The sequence below is a fragment of the Streptomyces antioxidans genome (genome assembly GCF_000968685.2).
Taxonomy (GTDB): domain Bacteria; phylum Actinomycetota; class Actinomycetes; order Streptomycetales; family Streptomycetaceae; genus Streptomyces; species Streptomyces antioxidans.
In genome coordinates, this window is sequence record NZ_LAKD02000083.1 from 20,753 (window position 1) to 37,114 (window position 16,362).

At 71.8% G+C, this 16,362-nt stretch carries 13 protein-coding genes; 2 read left to right on the forward strand and 11 right to left on the reverse strand.

Annotated features, from left to right (window positions below; genetic code table 11):
- Positions 1–6 precede the first annotated feature (6 nt).
- The 8 genes from VT50_RS27285 to VT50_RS27325 all read right to left on the reverse strand — a co-directional run bounded on the left by VT50_RS27285 (position 7) and on the right by VT50_RS27325 (position 8,360).
- Positions 7–369: a hypothetical protein gene (locus tag VT50_RS27285; RefSeq protein WP_075200262.1), complete on the reverse strand. Its 363-nt coding sequence runs from the start codon at positions 367–369 to the stop codon at positions 7–9.
- The gene (locus tag VT50_RS27290; RefSeq protein WP_046084538.1) at positions 366–1,028 is read right to left on the reverse strand and encodes a sigma-70 family RNA polymerase sigma factor; all 663 of its coding nucleotides are present in this window, start codon (positions 1,026–1,028) and stop codon (positions 366–368) included. Before VT50_RS27290 ends, VT50_RS27285 begins: the two co-directional genes overlap by 4 nt.
- A 69-nt stretch (positions 1,029–1,097) precedes the next feature.
- Positions 1,098–1,616: a hypothetical protein gene (locus VT50_RS27295; protein ID WP_046084539.1), complete on the reverse strand. Its 519-nt coding sequence runs from the start codon at positions 1,614–1,616 to the stop codon at positions 1,098–1,100.
- Positions 1,617–1,955: 339 nt separating this feature from the next.
- The gene (gene rbsD, locus VT50_RS27300) at positions 1,956–2,351 is read right to left on the reverse strand and encodes a D-ribose pyranase (protein WP_046084540.1); all 396 of its coding nucleotides are present in this window, start codon (positions 2,349–2,351) and stop codon (positions 1,956–1,958) included.
- The gene (gene rbsK, locus VT50_RS27305; protein ID WP_046084541.1) at positions 2,348–3,274 is read right to left on the reverse strand and encodes a ribokinase; all 927 of its coding nucleotides are present in this window, start codon (positions 3,272–3,274) and stop codon (positions 2,348–2,350) included. The genes rbsD and rbsK overlap by 4 nt, the downstream gene beginning before the upstream one ends.
- A 76-nt stretch (positions 3,275–3,350) precedes the next feature.
- On the reverse strand, positions 3,351–5,300 hold the full coding sequence (locus VT50_RS27310) for an ABC transporter permease/substrate-binding protein (RefSeq protein ID WP_046084542.1): 1,950 nt from the start codon (positions 5,298–5,300) through the stop codon (positions 3,351–3,353).
- Positions 5,290–6,807: a sugar ABC transporter ATP-binding protein gene (locus tag VT50_RS27315; protein ID WP_046084543.1), complete on the reverse strand. Its 1,518-nt coding sequence runs from the start codon at positions 6,805–6,807 to the stop codon at positions 5,290–5,292. Before VT50_RS27315 ends, VT50_RS27310 begins: the two co-directional genes overlap by 11 nt.
- 536 nt (positions 6,808–7,343) lie before the next feature.
- The gene (locus VT50_RS27325) at positions 7,344–8,360 is read right to left on the reverse strand and encodes a LacI family DNA-binding transcriptional regulator (protein WP_046084545.1); all 1,017 of its coding nucleotides are present in this window, start codon (positions 8,358–8,360) and stop codon (positions 7,344–7,346) included.
- Positions 8,361–8,593: 233 nt separating this feature from the next.
- Here VT50_RS27325 and recD2 point away from each other — a divergent pair, with 233 nt between their 5' ends.
- Positions 8,594–10,837 carry an SF1B family DNA helicase RecD2 gene (gene recD2 / locus VT50_RS27330; RefSeq protein WP_046084546.1) on the forward strand — a complete coding sequence of 748 codons (2,244 nt, stop codon included), beginning with the start codon at positions 8,594–8,596 and terminating at the stop codon, positions 10,835–10,837.
- Positions 10,838–10,989: 152 nt separating this feature from the next.
- Positions 10,990–12,279: a citrate synthase gene (locus tag VT50_RS27335; protein WP_046084547.1), complete on the forward strand. Its 1,290-nt coding sequence runs from the start codon at positions 10,990–10,992 to the stop codon at positions 12,277–12,279.
- Between the two features lie 509 nt (positions 12,280–12,788).
- Here VT50_RS27335 and VT50_RS27340 read toward each other — a convergent pair.
- The 3 genes from VT50_RS27340 to VT50_RS27350 all read right to left on the reverse strand — a co-directional run bounded on the left by VT50_RS27340 (position 12,789) and on the right by VT50_RS27350 (position 16,330).
- Positions 12,789–15,149, reverse strand: a complete 2,361-nt coding sequence (locus VT50_RS27340) for a heavy metal translocating P-type ATPase (RefSeq protein ID WP_046084548.1) — start codon at positions 15,147–15,149, stop codon at positions 12,789–12,791.
- Between the two features lie 87 nt (positions 15,150–15,236).
- On the reverse strand, positions 15,237–15,503 hold the full coding sequence (locus tag VT50_RS27345) for a heavy-metal-associated domain-containing protein (protein ID WP_046084549.1): 267 nt from the start codon (positions 15,501–15,503) through the stop codon (positions 15,237–15,239).
- 170 nt (positions 15,504–15,673) lie between these two features.
- Positions 15,674–16,330 carry a TetR/AcrR family transcriptional regulator gene (locus VT50_RS27350; RefSeq protein WP_046084550.1) on the reverse strand — a complete coding sequence of 219 codons (657 nt, stop codon included), beginning with the start codon at positions 16,328–16,330 and terminating at the stop codon, positions 15,674–15,676.
- Positions 16,331–16,362 lie beyond the last annotated feature (32 nt).

Consider the following 16,362-nt stretch of genomic DNA (forward strand, 5'->3'; position numbering starts at 1 on the left):
CGGCTGTCAGGGCGTCGGGGGAGTGGTTCCGGGGCCGGTTTGGGGTGGGGTTTCTGGGGGTGAGGCTGGGGAGGGTTTTGACGTGGGGGTCGACGGGGCCGAGGTGGCGGGAGGAGAGGTCCGGGGGTCGTGTGCGGGTGGTGTCGGGTGGGGGCGTTCCGGGTTGCCGGACAGCAGCAGGAAGGCGACGGCCGCCGCTGCCGCCACCGTCACCGCGACGGCGGACACGACCCGCCGGATCCGCCGCACGCCCCACGTCGGGCCGCTGGGTGGCTGGTACGGGGACACATCGTGGGCGTCGATGAGGCGCGCCCGGGCGTCGAGCGCCGCGCGCAGCCGCTCCTCGACGCGTGGTGAAGGAGTGCTCATCGGGCCGCCTCCAACAGCTTCTCCAGGGTGACGAGCGCACGGCTCGCGGTCGACTTCACGGTGCCTCGGGAGACGCCGAGCGCCTCGGCTATCTGGGCCTCGGTCAACTCGGACCAATAGCGCAGCACCAGCACCTCGCGCTGGCGCGGGGTGAGTTCGGCCAGCGCGTCCAGGACCTGCCGGTGCTCCTCGGCGAGCAGCAGCGGCTCGTCCACGGGCGCCCCCGGCCCCTGGTACGGCGGGGTGTACGCGCGTGCCGTACGTCGTCGGCGCAGCACCGAGCGGGCGGCGTTCACCACGGCGGTGTGCAGATAGGCGTGGGCGTCCTGGAGGCTGTCCAGCCGTGAGCCGTGCCGTCGGCAGACGGCGGCGAAGGCGTCCTGGACGACATCCTCGGCGGTGTGCAGGTCGTCCACCAGGAAGACCGCCAGCCGGATCATGTCCAGCCGCCGTGCCTGGTACAGATCGGCCAGGGTCGGGCCGGGCTCCCCGTCGCCCCGGGCGCCCACCGGCCGTAGCGCCCGGAACGACCGTGGCCGACGCCCGGTGCGCGGCGTCTCCGCCGGCGGTGTCGACGCGGCCGTCCGGGCACGGCGGAGCAGCCGGGCCCACCAGGGCCGGACACGGGCCCAACAGGGCAGGACAAGAGTGAGCTGCATCGTCCTCGTTCACCTCATCGGTGCGGCGGGACCGGCTCCGGATCCGGCCCCGCCCCACCCCTGGTCGGGCTAGCGGCTGGCCTTGGTGGCCGCGGGCTTGGTGGGCTCGGGGACATTGGTGGGCGGCTGGGTCGGGCCGGGCTTGGTGGGTTCCGGCGCGGCGGTGTGCGGCGGCGTGGGCGCGGGCTTGGTGGGCTCGGGGACATTGGTGGGCGGCTGGGTCGGGCCGGGCTTGGTGGGTTCCGGCGCGGCGGTGTGCGGCGGCGTGGGCGCGGGCTTGGTCGGCTCGGGGACGCTGGTGGGCGGCTGGGTCGGCTCGGGCTTGCTGGTCGGCGGCTTGGTGGGTTCGGGCCTGGTGGGTTCGGGCCTGCTCGTCGGCGGCTTCGTGGGCTCCGGCCTGCTGGTGGGCGGCTTCGTGGGCTCCGGCTTCGACGTCGCCGACGGGACCGGCTCGGCCGGGCGGGAGTGGTCGGAGGTGGCCGCCTGTGCGGCGATGCCCCCGCCCACGATCAGGGCGACCCCGGCGGCCGACCCCACGATCCAGGGGCGCAGACGGCGGTTCGGCTTCTTGGCGCGGACGTGACGCATACGGAACGACTCCCGAAAGGATTGGGCGAACGCTGAAGGGCGAGGCGTGCGCCGAGGATCCGAGGACCCGTTCCGGAACCCGCCTTCATTCCACCAGACGTGCGGCCCCACCCGAGGTTGTCGCGCCCCGGAAAATCCTTCGCCGACCGCCCCGGAAGATCTTTCGCCGAGCGCCGAGGAAAAATCTTTCGCCCCTCGCCGTACAACCGTTGCCGCCCTTGGCGGGTCGTACCTGGCATTGGGCTTCCTGGGGGGATCCGGGGGGGATTCGAGAGGAAGCCCTGGGAGGGGAGAGCGAGGGGCCCGGACCACGGCCGGGCCCCTCGAAACCCCTCACCCTCAGAACGGCACCCCGCACCGCAGCAGCACATTCGCGTACGGCCGCGCCTCGCCCGTACGCACCACCAGCCGCGCCCCCGCCGTCAGCGTCTTCAGCTCCTCGTGCGGGACCAAGTCCAGCGCGGGCGCCGGGAAGAGGCGGTCGAGCAGGGCGGTCGCCGCGGGGTTGCGGTCGCGCACCTCCCGCGCCGCCGTGGCCCGTTCGACCACCAGCTCGTCCAGCAGCCCGGTGAGCACCCGCTCGAACGACGGCACCCCGGCCGTGAAGGCGAGGTCCACCACGAACGGCCCGTCCGGTATCGGCAGGCCCGCGTCGCACACCATCACCGTGTCGGTGTGGCCCAACAGGGCGATGCCCGCGCTCAGATGGCGGTTGAGGATCCCGGAGCGCTTCACAGGGCCGCCACCTCCTCGGCGGTGGGGAAGGACGCCTGCGCCCCGGCCCGGGTCACCGCCGCGGCGCCCACCCGCACCGCGAACCGCACCGCCGCCACCAGGTCGTCGCCGACGCCGAGGCGCCAGGCGAGCGCGCCGGTGAAGGCGTCCCCGGCGCCCGTGGTGTCCACGGCCGTCACCGCGGGACTGGGCACGAGCACCGTACGGTCGCCGCCGGCGACCAGCGCGCCCTCGCCGCCCAGGGTCACCACGACCGAGTGCGGACCGCGCGAGAGCAGGGCGGCGGCCCACTCCTCGGGGTCGTCGGAGGACCCCACCGGGTCGTCGCTCAGCAGGAACCGCGCCTCGTGCTCGTTGACCACCAGCGGATCACACGCGGCCAGCACATCGGCGGGCAGCGGTGCGGTCGGCGAGGGGTTGAGCACCACCCGCGGCCCGGGGCGGTCGCCGAAGCCCGCGGCCGCCGTACGGACCACCTCGGCGACCGACTCCAGCGGGATCTCCAGCTGTACGGAGACCACCCGCGCCGCGGCCAGCAGGCTGGCGGCGGCCCGGACGTCGCCGGGAGTCAGCCGGGCGTTGGCCCCCTGGGAGACCACGATGCTGTTGTCGCCCGAGGGGTCCACCGTGATCAGCGCGACCCCGGTGGGCGCGCCGCCGACCAGCACGCCCACGGTGTCGACCCCGGCCGACCGCTGCGAGTCGAGCAGCAGTCGGCCGTACTCGTCGTCGCCGACCCGGGCCAGCAGGGCCGTCCGGGCCCCCAACCGGGCGGCGGCGACGGCCTGGTTGGCACCCTTGCCGCCCGGGTGGACCGCCAGGTCGGACCCGAGGACCGTCTCACCGGCCCCGGGGCGGCGGTCGACACCGATCACCAGATCGGCATTGGCCGACCCCACGACCAGCAGGTCGTAGTCGTGCATCCGCACGTCCTTTCGTCTGTCACTCCGCGGTGACGACCATCACGTCGACTTCCCAGCGACGAACGCCCTTCACTCCTCACTTCGCGGCGACGACCTTCACCGGCACCTTCACCGTGCCGTCGATCTTCTGCCCCTTGGCGGCCTTGACGGCGTTCTCCACCACCATCCGGCCCAACTCCTTCGGCTGCTGGGCGACGGTCGCGGCGAGGGTGCCGTTCTCGACGGCCTTGAGCCCGTCGGGGGTGCCGTCGAAGCCGACGACCGCGACGGACTTGCCCGCCTTGGACCCGAGCGCCTTGACCGCGCCGAGCGCCATCTCGTCGTTCTCGGCGAAGATCCCGTCGACGCCCGGGTGGCCCTGGAGCAGATTGGTGGTCACATCCAGCCCCTTGGCCCGGTCGAAGTCGGCGCTCTGCTTGCCGACGACCTTGATGTCCGGGTACGCCTTAAGGCCCTCCGTGAAGCCCTTACCGCGCTCACGCGAGGCCGAGGTGCCGGGGGTGCCCTGCAGCACCAGGATCGTGCCCTTCTTCCCAAGCCGCTCGGCGAGCGTCTTCGCGGCCAGCTTGCCGCCCGTGACGTTGTCGGACGCCACCAGGGTCGCGGTCTTCGCCTTGTTGACGCCGCGGTCCGCGGCGAGCACCGGGATGCCCGCCTTGTCGGCGGCCCGCACGGACGGGCCCGCGGCATCGGAGTCGACCGGGTTGATGATGATCGACTTCATATTCTGGCTGGTGAAGTTCTGGATCTGATTGGCCTGCTGGGAGGCGTCGTTCTGGGCGTCGGTGACCGTAAGGCTGACACCGGCGCGCTTGGCCTCCTCCTGGGCGCCCGCCTTCAGCTGTACGAAGAAGGGGTTGTTGAGGGTGGAGACCGACAGACCGACCTTGGTGGACGCGCCCCCGGAGGAGCCGGAGCGCCACACGGAGGCGCCGAAGGCGATGGCGACGACGACCACGGCGGCCAGCGCGAACTTGCCCGCGTCGACGGCCTTCTTACGGCCGCCACCGGACGGCCCGCCCGCCGCGGCCCCGGGCGCGCCCGGCCCGGCCCCGGCGCGCCGCCGCACCGTGTCCAGCAGCACCGCGAGCGCGATGACGACACCAATGACCACCTGCTGCCAGAAGGCGGACACCTCCAGCAGGTTGAGCCCGTTGCGCAGCACCGCGAGGATCAGCGCGCCGATGAGCGTGCCGGACGCCTTACCGACGCCACCGGACAGGCTGGCGCCGCCGATGACCACCGCGGCGATCGCGTCGAGCTCGTAGCCGACCGCCGCCTGGGGCTGTGCGGAGGACAGCCGGGAGGCGAGCACGATGCCCGCGACGGCCGCGAAACCGCCGGAGAGCGCGTAGACGACCAGCTTCTGGCGGGTCACCCGGATCCCGGAGAGCCGGGCCGCCTCCTCGTTCCCGCCGATCGCGTACATCGCCCGGCCCGGGTACGTACGGCCCAGCACCCCCGCGGTGACCAGGCCCATCACGACCATCACGATCACCGGGACGGGCAGCCAGCCGCCAAGGGTGTCGCCGAGTCCTGACACCGAGTCGGGAACGGCTATCGGGCTGCCCTGGGAGATCACCAGGGCCAGTCCGCGGCCGATCGACAGCATCGCGAGCGTGGCGATGAACGGCGGCAGCTTCCCGAAGGCGACCAGCGCCCCGCTGACCAGCCCGCAGGCGACACCGGTGGTGAGCGCCAGGAGCGCCGCGAACCACACCGGCAGCCCCTGTGAGGTCGCGGACCAGGCGAGCACGGTGGCGGACAGCGCGGCCACCGAGCCGACCGACAGGTCGATGCCCGCGGAGACGATGACGAAGGTGACGCCGAAGGCGAGGATCGCGGTGACCGCCGCCTGGACGCCGACGTTGAGGAGGTTGTCGGTGGTGAGGAAGTCGCCGGACAGCAGCGCCATGGCGGCCACCAGCAGCACCAGGGCGCTCAGGGCGCCGTTGTCGAGCAGTACGCGGCGCAGCGCCACCGAGCCCCCGGGGTGCTTCGTGCGCTCAAGCGTGTCAGTGGCCACGGGAGCCCTCCCTTTCCTTGCCGCCGACCCCTTCGTCGGCGTCCTTGACGTCCTTCACTGCCAGGGCCATCACGGCGTCCTGGGTCGCGTCGTGCGCGGTCAGCTCGCCCGCGATCCGGCCCTGGGCCATGACCAGGACCCGGTCGCTCATCCCCAGCACCTCGGGCAGATCGCTGGAGATCATCAGCACGGCGTGGCCGGACGCGGTGAGTTCGTTGATGAGCCGGTAGATCTCGACCTTGGCGCCCACGTCGATCCCGCGGGTCGGCTCGTCGAGGATCAGCACCTTGCTGTCGGCGAGCAGCCACTTGCCGATGACGACCTTCTGCTGGTTGCCGCCGGAGAGGGTGCGCACCCGCTGGTCGAGCCCGGCCATCCGGACGGCCAGCCGCTCGGCGACACCGGCCGCCGAGCGCCGCTGGGCGGCCCGGTCGACCAGCCCGGCGCGGGTGGCGGCGCGCAGCGTGACCAGGCCCAGGTTCTCCTGTACTGAGCCGTCCAGGACCAGGCCCTGGCCCTTACGGTCCTCGGGGACGAGGCCGATCCCGGCCCGCATGGCGGCCACCACGTCATGGCCGGGCAGCGGGCGGCCAAGCACCTCGACGGAGCCTGCGTCATACGGGTCGGCGCCGAACAGCGCCCTGACGACCTCCGTACGGCCCGCACCGACCAGCCCCGCCAGGCCCACCACCTCCCCGGCCCGCACCTCGAAGCCGATGTCCTGGAAGCTGCCGTTCCGGGTGAGCCCCCGGACCTTCAGCAGGGGCTCACCGGCGCCCCCGCGCTCGCGCGGGTACTGCTGCTCTATGGAGCGGCCCACCATCAGCCGCACCAACTCGTCCCTGTCGGTGCTGGCCGGGACCTGGGCGACGCTGCGGCCGTCGCGCAGCACGGTGACCCGGTCGCCCAGGGCGGCGATCTCCTCCAGGTGGTGGGTGATGAAGACGACGCCCACACCGTCCGCGCGCAGGGTGCGCACGATCCGGAAGAGCTTGTCGACCTCCTCGGTGGTGAGCACGGCGGTCGGCTCGTCCATGATCAGGACGCGGGCCTCCAGGCTCAGCGCCTTGGCGATCTCCACCATCTGGAGCCGGGCGATGCCGAGGTCGCCGACCCGGGTCCGGGGCGGGACATCCACCCCGACGCGGGCCAGCAGCTCGGCGGCGCGCGCGTCCATCGCCTTGCGGTCGATCATGCCGAAGCGGCGCGGCTGACGGCCCAGGAAGATGTTCTCGGCCACGGTGAGGTCAGGGACGAGGTTGAACTCCTGGTAGATGGTGGCGATTCCGAGCCGTTCGGCGTCCTGTGCGCTGTTGATCCGCACCGGCTCGCCGTCGACCAGGATCCGCCCGCCGTCGGGGCGGTGGGCGCCGGAGACCATCTTGATCAGCGTGGACTTGCCCGCGCCGTTCTCACCCAGGAGGACATGCACTTCGCCCGGGCGCAGATCGAAGTCCACCCCGTCCAGCGCGATCACTCCGGGGAAGGTCTTACGGACGCCCTCCATGCGCAGCAACTCCGGCCCGGCGCCGCCCGCGGACGCGCCGTCCGGCGCCGAGCCGTGGGGGCTGGGCGCGGTGTCCGGGGCCGGGGTGTGGGAGCTGGGCGCGGTGTCCGCGGCCGGACGCCGAGGCCGGGAGTCCGGCGCCGTGTCCGCGGCCGTGCCGGAAGCGCCACCCGTGCTCCCGGGCTCGTCAGCGCCACCCGTGCTCCCGGGCTCGTCAGCGCCACCCGTGCTCCCGGCCCCGTCAGCGCCACCCGTGCTCACGGCCCCGTCAGCGCCACCCGTGCTCACGGCTTCGGCGTCCGGCCGCGCGGACCCCGTGCCTCCTTCCGCGGCCCCGGAGTTCGGGGTCGGCGCGCTGCCCCGGGAGGGCGGGGACGGGGCGGACGCGGCGCCCGAGGACGTGGAGGCGGCCGACGTAGCTCCCGTGGACGGGGCGCTCGAGGGCGTGGGATCCGCGTGCGTGGGGTCCGCGTTCCGTGCCGCCGACGCGCCCGCGTCGTCCGCGGGGCCGGGGGAGGACCGCTCGGACTCGGCACTCATGGTGTGCTCCCTTCGGACTCGCCGCACGAGCGGCGGGTGACCAGACGGGCGGACAGGGTCACCGACTCGGCGGGCCGCCCTTCGACGAGGTCGATCAGCGCCGTCACGGCGGCTCGGCCGAGGGCTCCGGTCGGCTGGGCGATGGCGGTGATCGGTGGATCGGTGTGGACGAACCAGGGGATGTCGTCGAACGCGGCGAGCGCCACATCGTCCGGCACCCGCAGCCCCCGGGCGCGGATCTCGTCCATCGCGCCGAGCGCCATGAGGTTGTCGGCGGCGAAGATGGCGTCCGGGGGGTGCGGCAGATCGAGGAAGCGGGCGGTCACCCGGCGGCCGCTGTCGGCCTGGAAGTCCCCCTGGCCGATGAGGTCCGCGGACAGCGCGAGACCGGACTCGCGCAGCGCGGAGCGGAAGGCGGCCACCCGTTCGCGGCCGGTCGTGGTGGCCGCGGGGCCCGCGATGATCGCGACCCGGCGGTGGCCCAGGGCGCACAGATGGGCCACCAGGGCGCGGATGGCCCCCTGCCCGTCGGTGCGGACCACCGGCACCCGGTCTAGGCCCTCGCCCTCGATCCAGCGGTCCACGAAGACCATGGGGGTGCCCGCGCGGGCGGCGGCCAGCATCATGGGGGAGCCGCCGTCGGTGGGGCTGACCAGCAGTCCGTCTATGCGGCGGTCCATGAGGGTACGCACATGGTGGTCCTGGAGGTCGGGCCGCTCATCGGCGTTGCCGATGACCACGCTGTAGTCCAGCTCGCGGGCGGCGTCCTCGACCGAGCGGGCCAGCTCGGTGAAGAAGGGATTCAGCACATCGCTGATGACCAGCCCCAGGGCCCGGGTCTGGTCGGTGCGCAGCGAGCGGGCCACCGCGTTGGGGCGATAGCCGAGGTCGGCGACCGCGGCGAGCACCCGTTCGCGGGTGTCCACGCGGACGGAGGGGTGGTCGTTGAGCACCCGTGAGACCGTCGCCACGGAGACCCCGGCACGCCGCGCCACGTCCTTGATGGCCGGCATCGTCCACCTCCTTGTGGAATCGATTACATGAGATTGGAATCGATTACATGGAAGGTGGCAAGAGGCTGGCCCCCGGTGAAACCGGATCGTGATAGTCCGCCCAGGGGCCCAAGGGTCCAGGGGCACAGGGGCCAAGGGACCCCAGAACCCCAGAACCCGCACCCGTGCTCTTCCTCACGGGCGTTGTCCACAGGCCCGAACCGCCTGTCGGCTCCCGGCGGTACGGTCGGGGCATGCTCAAACTCGCGGTGGTGGAAGGGGTCCTGGAGCGGATCACCTACGCCAATGAGGAGAACGGCTATACGGTCGCGCGGGTCGACACCGGCCGTGGCTCCGGCGATCTGCTCACCGTCGTCGGCTCGCTGCTGGGCGCCCAGCCGGGCGAGTCGCTGCGGATGGAGGGCCGTTGGGGTTCCCATCCGCAATATGGCAAACAGTTCACGGTCGAGAACTACCAGACCGTCCTCCCCGCCACCGTCCAGGGCATCCGGCGCTATCTCGGCTCCGGGCTGATCAAGGGCATCGGCCCCCGGATCGCCGACCGGATCACCGAGCACTTCGGCGTCGACACCCTCGACGTCATCGAGCAGGAGCCCAAGCGGCTGGTCGAGGTCCCGGGCCTCGGCCCCAAGCGCACGAAGATGATCGCCGCTGCCTGGGAGGAGCAGAAGGCCATCAAGGAGGTGATGGTCTTCCTCCAGGGGGTCGGCGTCTCCACCTCCATCGCGGTGCGGATCTATAAGAAGTACGGAGACGCCTCGATCTCGGTCGTGAAGAACGAGCCGTACCGGCTGGCGGCCGACGTCTGGGGCATCGGCTTCCTCACCGCCGACAAGATCGCCCAGTCGGTCGGCATCCCCCATGACAGCCCCGACCGGGTGAAGGCCGGTCTGCAGTACGCGCTGTCCCAGTCCGCCGACCAGGGCCACTGCTATCTCCCCGAGGAGCAACTCATCGCGAACGCGGTGAAGTTGCTCCAGGTGGACACCGGCCTGGTCATCGACTGCCTGGGCGAGCTCGCGGGTGAGGACGAGGGCGTGGTGCGCGAGCAGGTCCCGGGCCCGGAGGACGGCGAGCCGGTCTCCGCCGTCTATCTGGTGCCCTTCCACCGCGCCGAGATCTCCCTCGCGGGTCAGGTGCTGCGGCTGCTGCGCACCGAGGAGGACCGGCTGCCCGCCTTCCGGGGCGTGGACTGGGACAAGGCGCTGGGCTGGCTGGCCGGCCGCACCGGCGCCGACCTGGCGTCCGAGCAGAGCCAGGCGGTGCGGCTCGCGCTGACCGAGAAGGTCGCGGTGCTCACCGGCGGCCCCGGCTGCGGCAAGTCCTTCACCGTGCGGTCCGTGGTGGAGCTGGCCCGCGCCAAGAAGGCCAAGGTGGTGCTCGCGGCGCCCACCGGCCGGGCCGCCAAGCGGCTGTCCGAGCTGACCGGCGCCGAGGCGTCCACCGTCCACCGGCTGCTGGAGCTCAAGCCCGGCGGGGACGCGGCGTACGACAGGGACCGCCCGCTCGACGCGGACCTGGTGGTGGTCGACGAGGCGTCCATGCTCGATCTGCTGCTGGCCAACAAGCTGGTCAAGGCCGTCCCGCCCGGTGCCCATCTGCTCTTCGTCGGCGATGTGGACCAGCTGCCCAGCGTGGGCGCGGGGGAGGTGCTGCGCGATCTGCTGGCCCCCGGCAGCCCCGTCCCCGCGGTCCGGCTGACCCGGATCTTCCGCCAGGCCCAGCAGTCCGGAGTGGTCACCAACGCCCACCGGATCAACGAGGGGGTGCCGCCGGTCACCCAGGGCCTGTCTGACTTCTTCCTCTTCGTCGAGGACGACACCGAGGAGGCCGGGCGGCTCACGGTCGATGTCGCGGCCCGCCGCATCCCCGCGAAGTTCGGCCTTGACCCCCGCCGTGACGTGCAGGTTCTGGCCCCGATGCACCGCGGCCCGGCGGGCGCGGGCACGCTCAACGGACTGCTTCAGCAGGCCATCACCCCGGCCCGCCCGGACCTCCCGGAGCGCCGCTTCGGCGGCCGGGTCTTCCGGGTCGGCGACAAGGTGACCCAGATCCGTAACAATTATGAGAAAGGGGCCAATGGGGTCTTCAACGGCACGGTTGGCGTCGTCACCTCACTCGACACCGATGAGCAGCGGCTGACCGTGCGGACGGACGAGGACGAGGAGGTGCCGTACGACTTCGACGAGCTGGACGAGCTGGCTCATGCCTATGCGGTGACCATCCACCGGTCACAGGGCAGTGAGTACCCGGCCGTCGTGATCCCGGTGACCACTGGGGCCTGGATGATGCTGCAGCGCAACCTCCTGTACACGGCCGTGACCCGCGCCAAGCGCCTTGTGGTGCTGGTCGGCTCGCGCCGCGCGCTGGGGCAGGCGGTGCGCACCGTCTCGGCGGGCAGGCGCTGTACCGCGCTGGATCACCGACTCGGCGGCGATGTGACAGTCGAGCGTGTCCGATGGGTTTCCGAACGATGACGAACGGGGCAGGATGGCCGTGGAAGGCGGCACTGAGTGCCGCCAAAAGGCTCTTCGGCCGACCCCGAGTGCACGTTCGCTACCCGAGTAGGGGAAGGTGGGGGAAGTCAGGGCACCTCGAAGAAGAGAACCAGACGTCGGTGAGGGATGACGTGAGCGACAACTCTGTAGTACTGCGGTACGGGGACGGCGAGTACACCTACCCGTTGGTCGACAGCACCGTCGGCGACAAGGGCTTCGACATCGGGAAGCTGCGCGCCCAGACCGGTCTGGTGACCCTGGACTCCGGTTACGGCAACACCGCCGCGTACAAATCCGCGATCACCTATCTGGACGGTGAGCAGGGCATCCTGCGTTACCGCGGCTACCCCATCGAGCAGCTGGCGGAGCGCGCCTCCTTCCTGGAGACGGCCTTCCTGCTGATCAACGGGGAGCTGCCGACCGTCGATGAACTGGCGGCCTTCCGTGAGGACGTCACCCGCCACACGCTGCTGCACGAGGACGTCAAGCGGTTCTACGACGGATTCCCGCGTGACGCCCATCCGATGGCGATGCTGTCCTCCGTGGTCAGCGCGCTGTCGACCTTCTACCAGGACAGCCACAACCCGTTCGACGAGAAGCAGCGCAACCTCTCGACGATCCGGCTGCTGGCCAAGCTGCCGACCATCGCCGCCTACGCGTACAAGAAGTCGGTCGGCCACCCCTTTGTCTATCCGCGCAATGACCTCGGCTATGTCGAGAACTTCCTCCGGATGACCTTCTCGGTCCCCGCGCAGGAGTACGAGCTCGACCCGATCGTGGTCTCCGCGCTCGACAAGCTGCTGATTCTGCACGCCGACCACGAGCAGAACTGTTCGACCTCCACGGTGCGGCTGGTCGGCTCCTCGCAGGCCAATATGTTCGCCTCCATCTCGGCGGGCATCAACGCCCTGTGGGGCCCCCTGCACGGCGGCGCCAACCAGTCCGTGCTGGAGATGCTCGAGGGCATCCAGGCTTCGGGCAGCGATGTCGACACCTTCATCCGCAAGGTGAAGAACAAGGAAGACGGCGTGAAGCTCATGGGCTTCGGGCACCGCGTCTACAAGAACTTCGACCCCCGGGCGAAGATCATCAAGTCGGCGGCGCACGATGTCCTTTCCGCGCTCGGCAAGTCCGACGAGCTGCTTGACATCGCGCTCAAGCTGGAGGAGCACGCGCTCGCGGACGACTACTTCGTGGAGCGCAAGCTCTACCCGAACGTGGACTTCTACACCGGTCTGATCTACCGGGCGATGGGCTTCCCGACGGAGATGTTCACCGTGCTGTTCGCGCTCGGCCGGCTGCCGGGCTGGATCGCCCAGTGGCACGAGATGATCAAAGAGCCGGGCTCCCGCATCGGCCGCCCCCGCCAGATTTACACGGGTGTGGTGGAGCGCGACTTCGTCCCGGTCGAGCAGCGCTAGAGCACCACTGAGTCTCCCGGTGCCCCCGTCCTGGTTGGTCGGGGGCACTCGTATGAGCTGGCCGGGCACCTTCGTGCGGCCGGCCCCTGGGGTCTTCCGGCCGGAGGCGAACCGAGTCTCAAGAAAACCAGAAGCGCCCCGCTGCCGATCCCCCCACGGGTCGGAGCGGGGCGCTTCCCTTGCCCCGGAGCGGATTCCCCCCACGGGATCCGGCCGGGCGTCTACGGGCCCTTGTGGGCCGTGTGGTGGCGCGATCTGCCGGGACGCGTACCTACGGAAGGGCCGCTCAAAGCTCCCCGAGTACGTCGTCCCGGCTACGCGTTGCGGGATGCGTCCCCCAAGACGTATCCCCACCATCCCATTAGACTCGCGACCCCCCTCAATAGTTACGTTGGGTTGCATGTGATCTGCGTCTCTTGCCATAAGGGCCATAAAAGGGCAAGAGCCTCGATTTGAAGATCGAGGCTCTGTCGTATGGGTGTTGTGCGGCTTATGGGGACTTGGTGAATCTATGTGGATGCTGTGAAGGTCCGCAGTCGCAGACTGTTCGTCACCACGAATACGGACGAGAACGCCATGGCGGCTCCCGCGATCATCGGGTTCAGCAGTCCGGCCGCCGCGAGCGGCAGCGCGGCGACGTTGTAGCCGAAGGCCCAGAAGAGGTTGCCCTTGATGGTGCCGAGGGTGCGGCGCGCCAGCCGGATCGCGTCCGCCGCCACCCGCAGATCGCCCCGGACCAGGGTCAGGTCCCCGGACTCGATGGCCGCGTCCGTGCCCGTGCCCATCGCGAGCCCGAGGTCGGCGGTGGCGAGGGCGGCCGCGTCGTTGATCCCGTCGCCCACCATGGCGACCGTACGGCCCTCGCTCTGCAGCCGCTTCACGACGTCCACCTTGTCCTGCGGCAGCACCTCGGCGATGACGTCGTCGATGCCGACCTCGCGGGCCACCGCCTCGGCGACCAGCCGGTTGTCGCCGGTCAGCAGGATCGGGGTGAGGCCGAGCGCCCGTAGCTGGGCGACCGCCTCGGCGCTGGTCTCCTTGACGGCGTCGGCCACCAGGAGGACGCCGCGCGCCTCGCCGTCCCAGGCCACCGCGACCGCCGTGCGCCCCTCGGACTCGGCCGCCGCCTTGGCGGCCGCCAGGTCCGCGGGCAGCTCGATGGCCCGGGCGCCCAGCAGCTTCTCGCGGCCGACCAGCACCGCATGGCCGTCCACCGTGCCCTGGACGCCGAGGCCGGGCTCGGAGCGGAAGTCGGCGGGCGCCGGGAGGTCGCCGATCCGCTCGGCCGCGCCGTCCGCGATGGCCCGCGCGATCGGGTGCTCGGAGGCGTGTTCCAGGGCGCCCGCGAGCCGCAGCAGCTCCTGTTCGTCCACGCCGGGCGCCGTAAGGGCCCCGCGCAGCCGCATCCGCCCGGCCGTCACGGTGCCGGTCTTGTCCAGTACGACGGTGTCCACCCGGCGCGTGGACTCCAGCACCTCGGGCCCCTTGATCAGGATGCCCAGCTGGGCGCCGCGGCCGGTGCCGACCATGAGCGCGGTCGGGGTGGCCAGGCCCAGGGCGCAGGGGCAGGCGATGATCAGGACGGCGACGGCCGCGGTGAAGGCGGCGGCCGTGTCGCCGGTGGTGAGCAGCCAGCCCAGCAGGGTGCCGACGGCGATCAGCAGCACGATCGGTACGAAGATCCCCGAGACCCGGTCGGCGAGCCGCTGCACCTCGGCCTTGCCGTTCTGCGCGTCCTCGACCAGCTTGGCCATGCGGGACAGCTGGGTGTCCGCGCCGACCCGGGTGGCCTCGACCACGATCCGGCCCGACGCGTTGACGGTCGCGCCCGCCACCGCGTCGCCGACCCCCACGTCCACCGGCACCGACTCTCCGGTCAGCATCGAGGCGTCCACGGCGGAGGAGCCCTCGACCACCGTGCCGTCGGTGGCGATCTTCTCGCCGGGGCGCACCACGAAGCGGTCGCCGACGACCAGCTCGCCGACGGGGACCCGTACCTCCCTGGCCGCCCGTCGCCCACCGTCCTCGGCCGGGAGCGCTTCGCGCCCGTCCCCCTCGTACCGGAGGACGGCCACGTCCTTGGCGCCGAGCTCCAGCAGCGCGCGCAGCGCCGCGCCCGCCCGCCGCTTGGACTTCGCCTCCAGATGGCGGCCGAGGAGGATCAGCGCGGTCACTCCGGCCGCCGCCTCCAGATAGATCGAGGACGATCCGTCGGTGCGGGAGACGGTGAGGTCGAAGCCGTGCCGCATCCCGGGCATGCCCGCCTCGCCGAAGAACAGCGCCCACGCGGACCAGCCGAGGGCCGCCAGGGTGCCGATGGAGACGAGGGTGTCCATGGTGGCCGCGCCGTGCCGGGCGTTCGCCCAGGCGGCCTTGTGGAAGGGCGCGCCGCCCCAGACGACGACCGGCGCGGCGAGGGTGAGCGAGAGCCACTGCCAGTTGTCGAACTGGAGGGACGGCACCATCGCCAGCACCACGACGGGCAGGGACAGCGCGAGGGAGACGAGCGTGCGGTGGCGCAGGGCGTCCGGTGCGGCCTCACCGCGCGGGGCGGCCCCCGGCGCGGCGGCGCCCTCGGGGGCGCGGGGCTCGGGCACGGCGGGGCGCGGTTCCTCGGCGGTGTACCCGGTCTTGACGACGGTGGCGATCAGGTCGGCGACCTCGATCCCCTCGCCGTAGGACACCTTGGCCTTCTCGGTGGCGAAGTTCACCGTGGCGGTGACGCCGTCGAGGCGGTTGAGTTTCTTCTCGACACGGGCGGCGCAGGACGCACAGGTCATCCCGCCGATGGCGAGCTCGACCTGTGAGGGCCCGCCGCCCGTCGCCGTGGTGTCGGCGGCGGGCCCGGCGGGGGGTGCCGTGCTGGTCATGTCTGGTCTCCTGGGAGGAGGGCCGGGCCGTACGGCGGCTGTATGAGCAGGGCGGCACGGTCCGGCGGAGGTTTGGTGGGGGCTCGCTCAGGCCCGGCCGGCGAGCTCGTAGCCCGCCTCGTCCACGGCGGCGCGGACGGTCCCCTCGTCCAGTGGGGCGGCCGAGACCACGGTGACCTGGCCGGTGGAGGCCGCGGCCTTGACGGAGGTGACGCCTGCGAGCGCGCCGATCTCCTCGGCGACGGCGCCTTCGCAGTGGCCGCAGGTCATGCCGGTCACCTTGTAGACGGTGGTGACTGCCTCGGAGCTCATGGGGTTCTCCTGTGTGGGGTGGGCGTGACGGTCGGTGCGCAGGGGGCGCCGGAATGCCTCAGCGTCTCCTGACGCTCCCCACTTTATACCCCTAGGGGGTATGGATGGAAGCCGGTGGTGCGCCGGTCGGTGACGGGTGGGTCGGGCCCGCGTGCACTCCTCCGCGGTCCGGGGTGGGAGGGGGCCCGGGTGAACGGGGTGTGGTGCGGGGCTCAGGGCCGGGCGGGGGCTCCTCCGGTGCCGAGCACCGGGGCGAGGTAGCCGTACAGGGCGGTCTTCAACTCCGTGACGTACGCCTCCCGTTCGGCGCCCTCATGGCCGAGGATCAGCCCCAGTCCGGCCTTGAACAGGGCGAACGCCATGCTCGCGGTGTGGGTGCGGCGCTCGGGGGAGAGCTCGGGGTTGCGGACGCCGATCAGCTCCTCGATGCGGTCCTGGATCGAGTCGTGCTGGGCGGCGTGTTCCTCGAGGAAGTTGCCCGGCGCTTCGGAGGACTGGAGCAGGGTCAGGAAGGCGGGGTTCGCACAGTTGAACTCGATCATCGGGTCGAGGACCGCGTCGATGAGTTCGCGCAGCGGCAGCGCGGCGTTCTCGGGGGTGAAGACCCCGTGGGTCTCCAGCATCCTGCGGTTGAGGCGTTCGCCGAGCTCGACGGCGATGGCCTCCTTGTTCGGGAAGAACTGGTACAGCGTGCCGGGGGAGACCCCGGCCTCGCGGGCGATGGCGTTGGTGCTCGCGGAGGTGTAGCCGGCGCGGCAGAAGACGCTGGCTGCGGCGTCGAGCAGCTGCTGGATCCGGCGCTCGCCGCGCGCCTGTCTGCGGCGCGGCTTCACCGTCTCGTGGGGCTGGTCCGCCTTGCTCTCGGTCACCTGTTTTCCCCGGCTCTCCGTGTTCGATTGAC

Coding starts and splice junctions, on each gene's coding strand:
- VT50_RS27340 (WP_046084548.1), bottom strand. CDS start 15,149: ATGACCAGCACGGCACCCCCCGCCGGGCCCGCCGCCGACACCACGGCG.
- VT50_RS27325 (WP_046084545.1), bottom strand. CDS start 8,360: ATGCCGGCCATCAAGGACGTGGCGCGGCGTGCCGGGGTCTCCGTGGCG.
- VT50_RS27295 (WP_046084539.1), bottom strand. CDS start 1,616: ATGCGTCACGTCCGCGCCAAGAAGCCGAACCGCCGTCTGCGCCCCTGG.
- rbsK (WP_046084541.1), bottom strand. CDS start 3,274: ATGCACGACTACGACCTGCTGGTCGTGGGGTCGGCCAATGCCGATCTG.
- VT50_RS27285 (WP_075200262.1), bottom strand. CDS start 369: ATGAGCACTCCTTCACCACGCGTCGAGGAGCGGCTGCGCGCGGCGCTC.
- VT50_RS27315 (WP_046084543.1), bottom strand. CDS start 6,807: ATGGAGGGCGTCCGTAAGACCTTCCCCGGAGTGATCGCGCTGGACGGG.
- recD2 (WP_046084546.1), top strand. CDS start 8,594: ATGCTCAAACTCGCGGTGGTGGAAGGGGTCCTGGAGCGGATCACCTAC.
- VT50_RS27290 (WP_046084538.1), bottom strand. CDS start 1,028: ATGCAGCTCACTCTTGTCCTGCCCTGTTGGGCCCGTGTCCGGCCCTGG.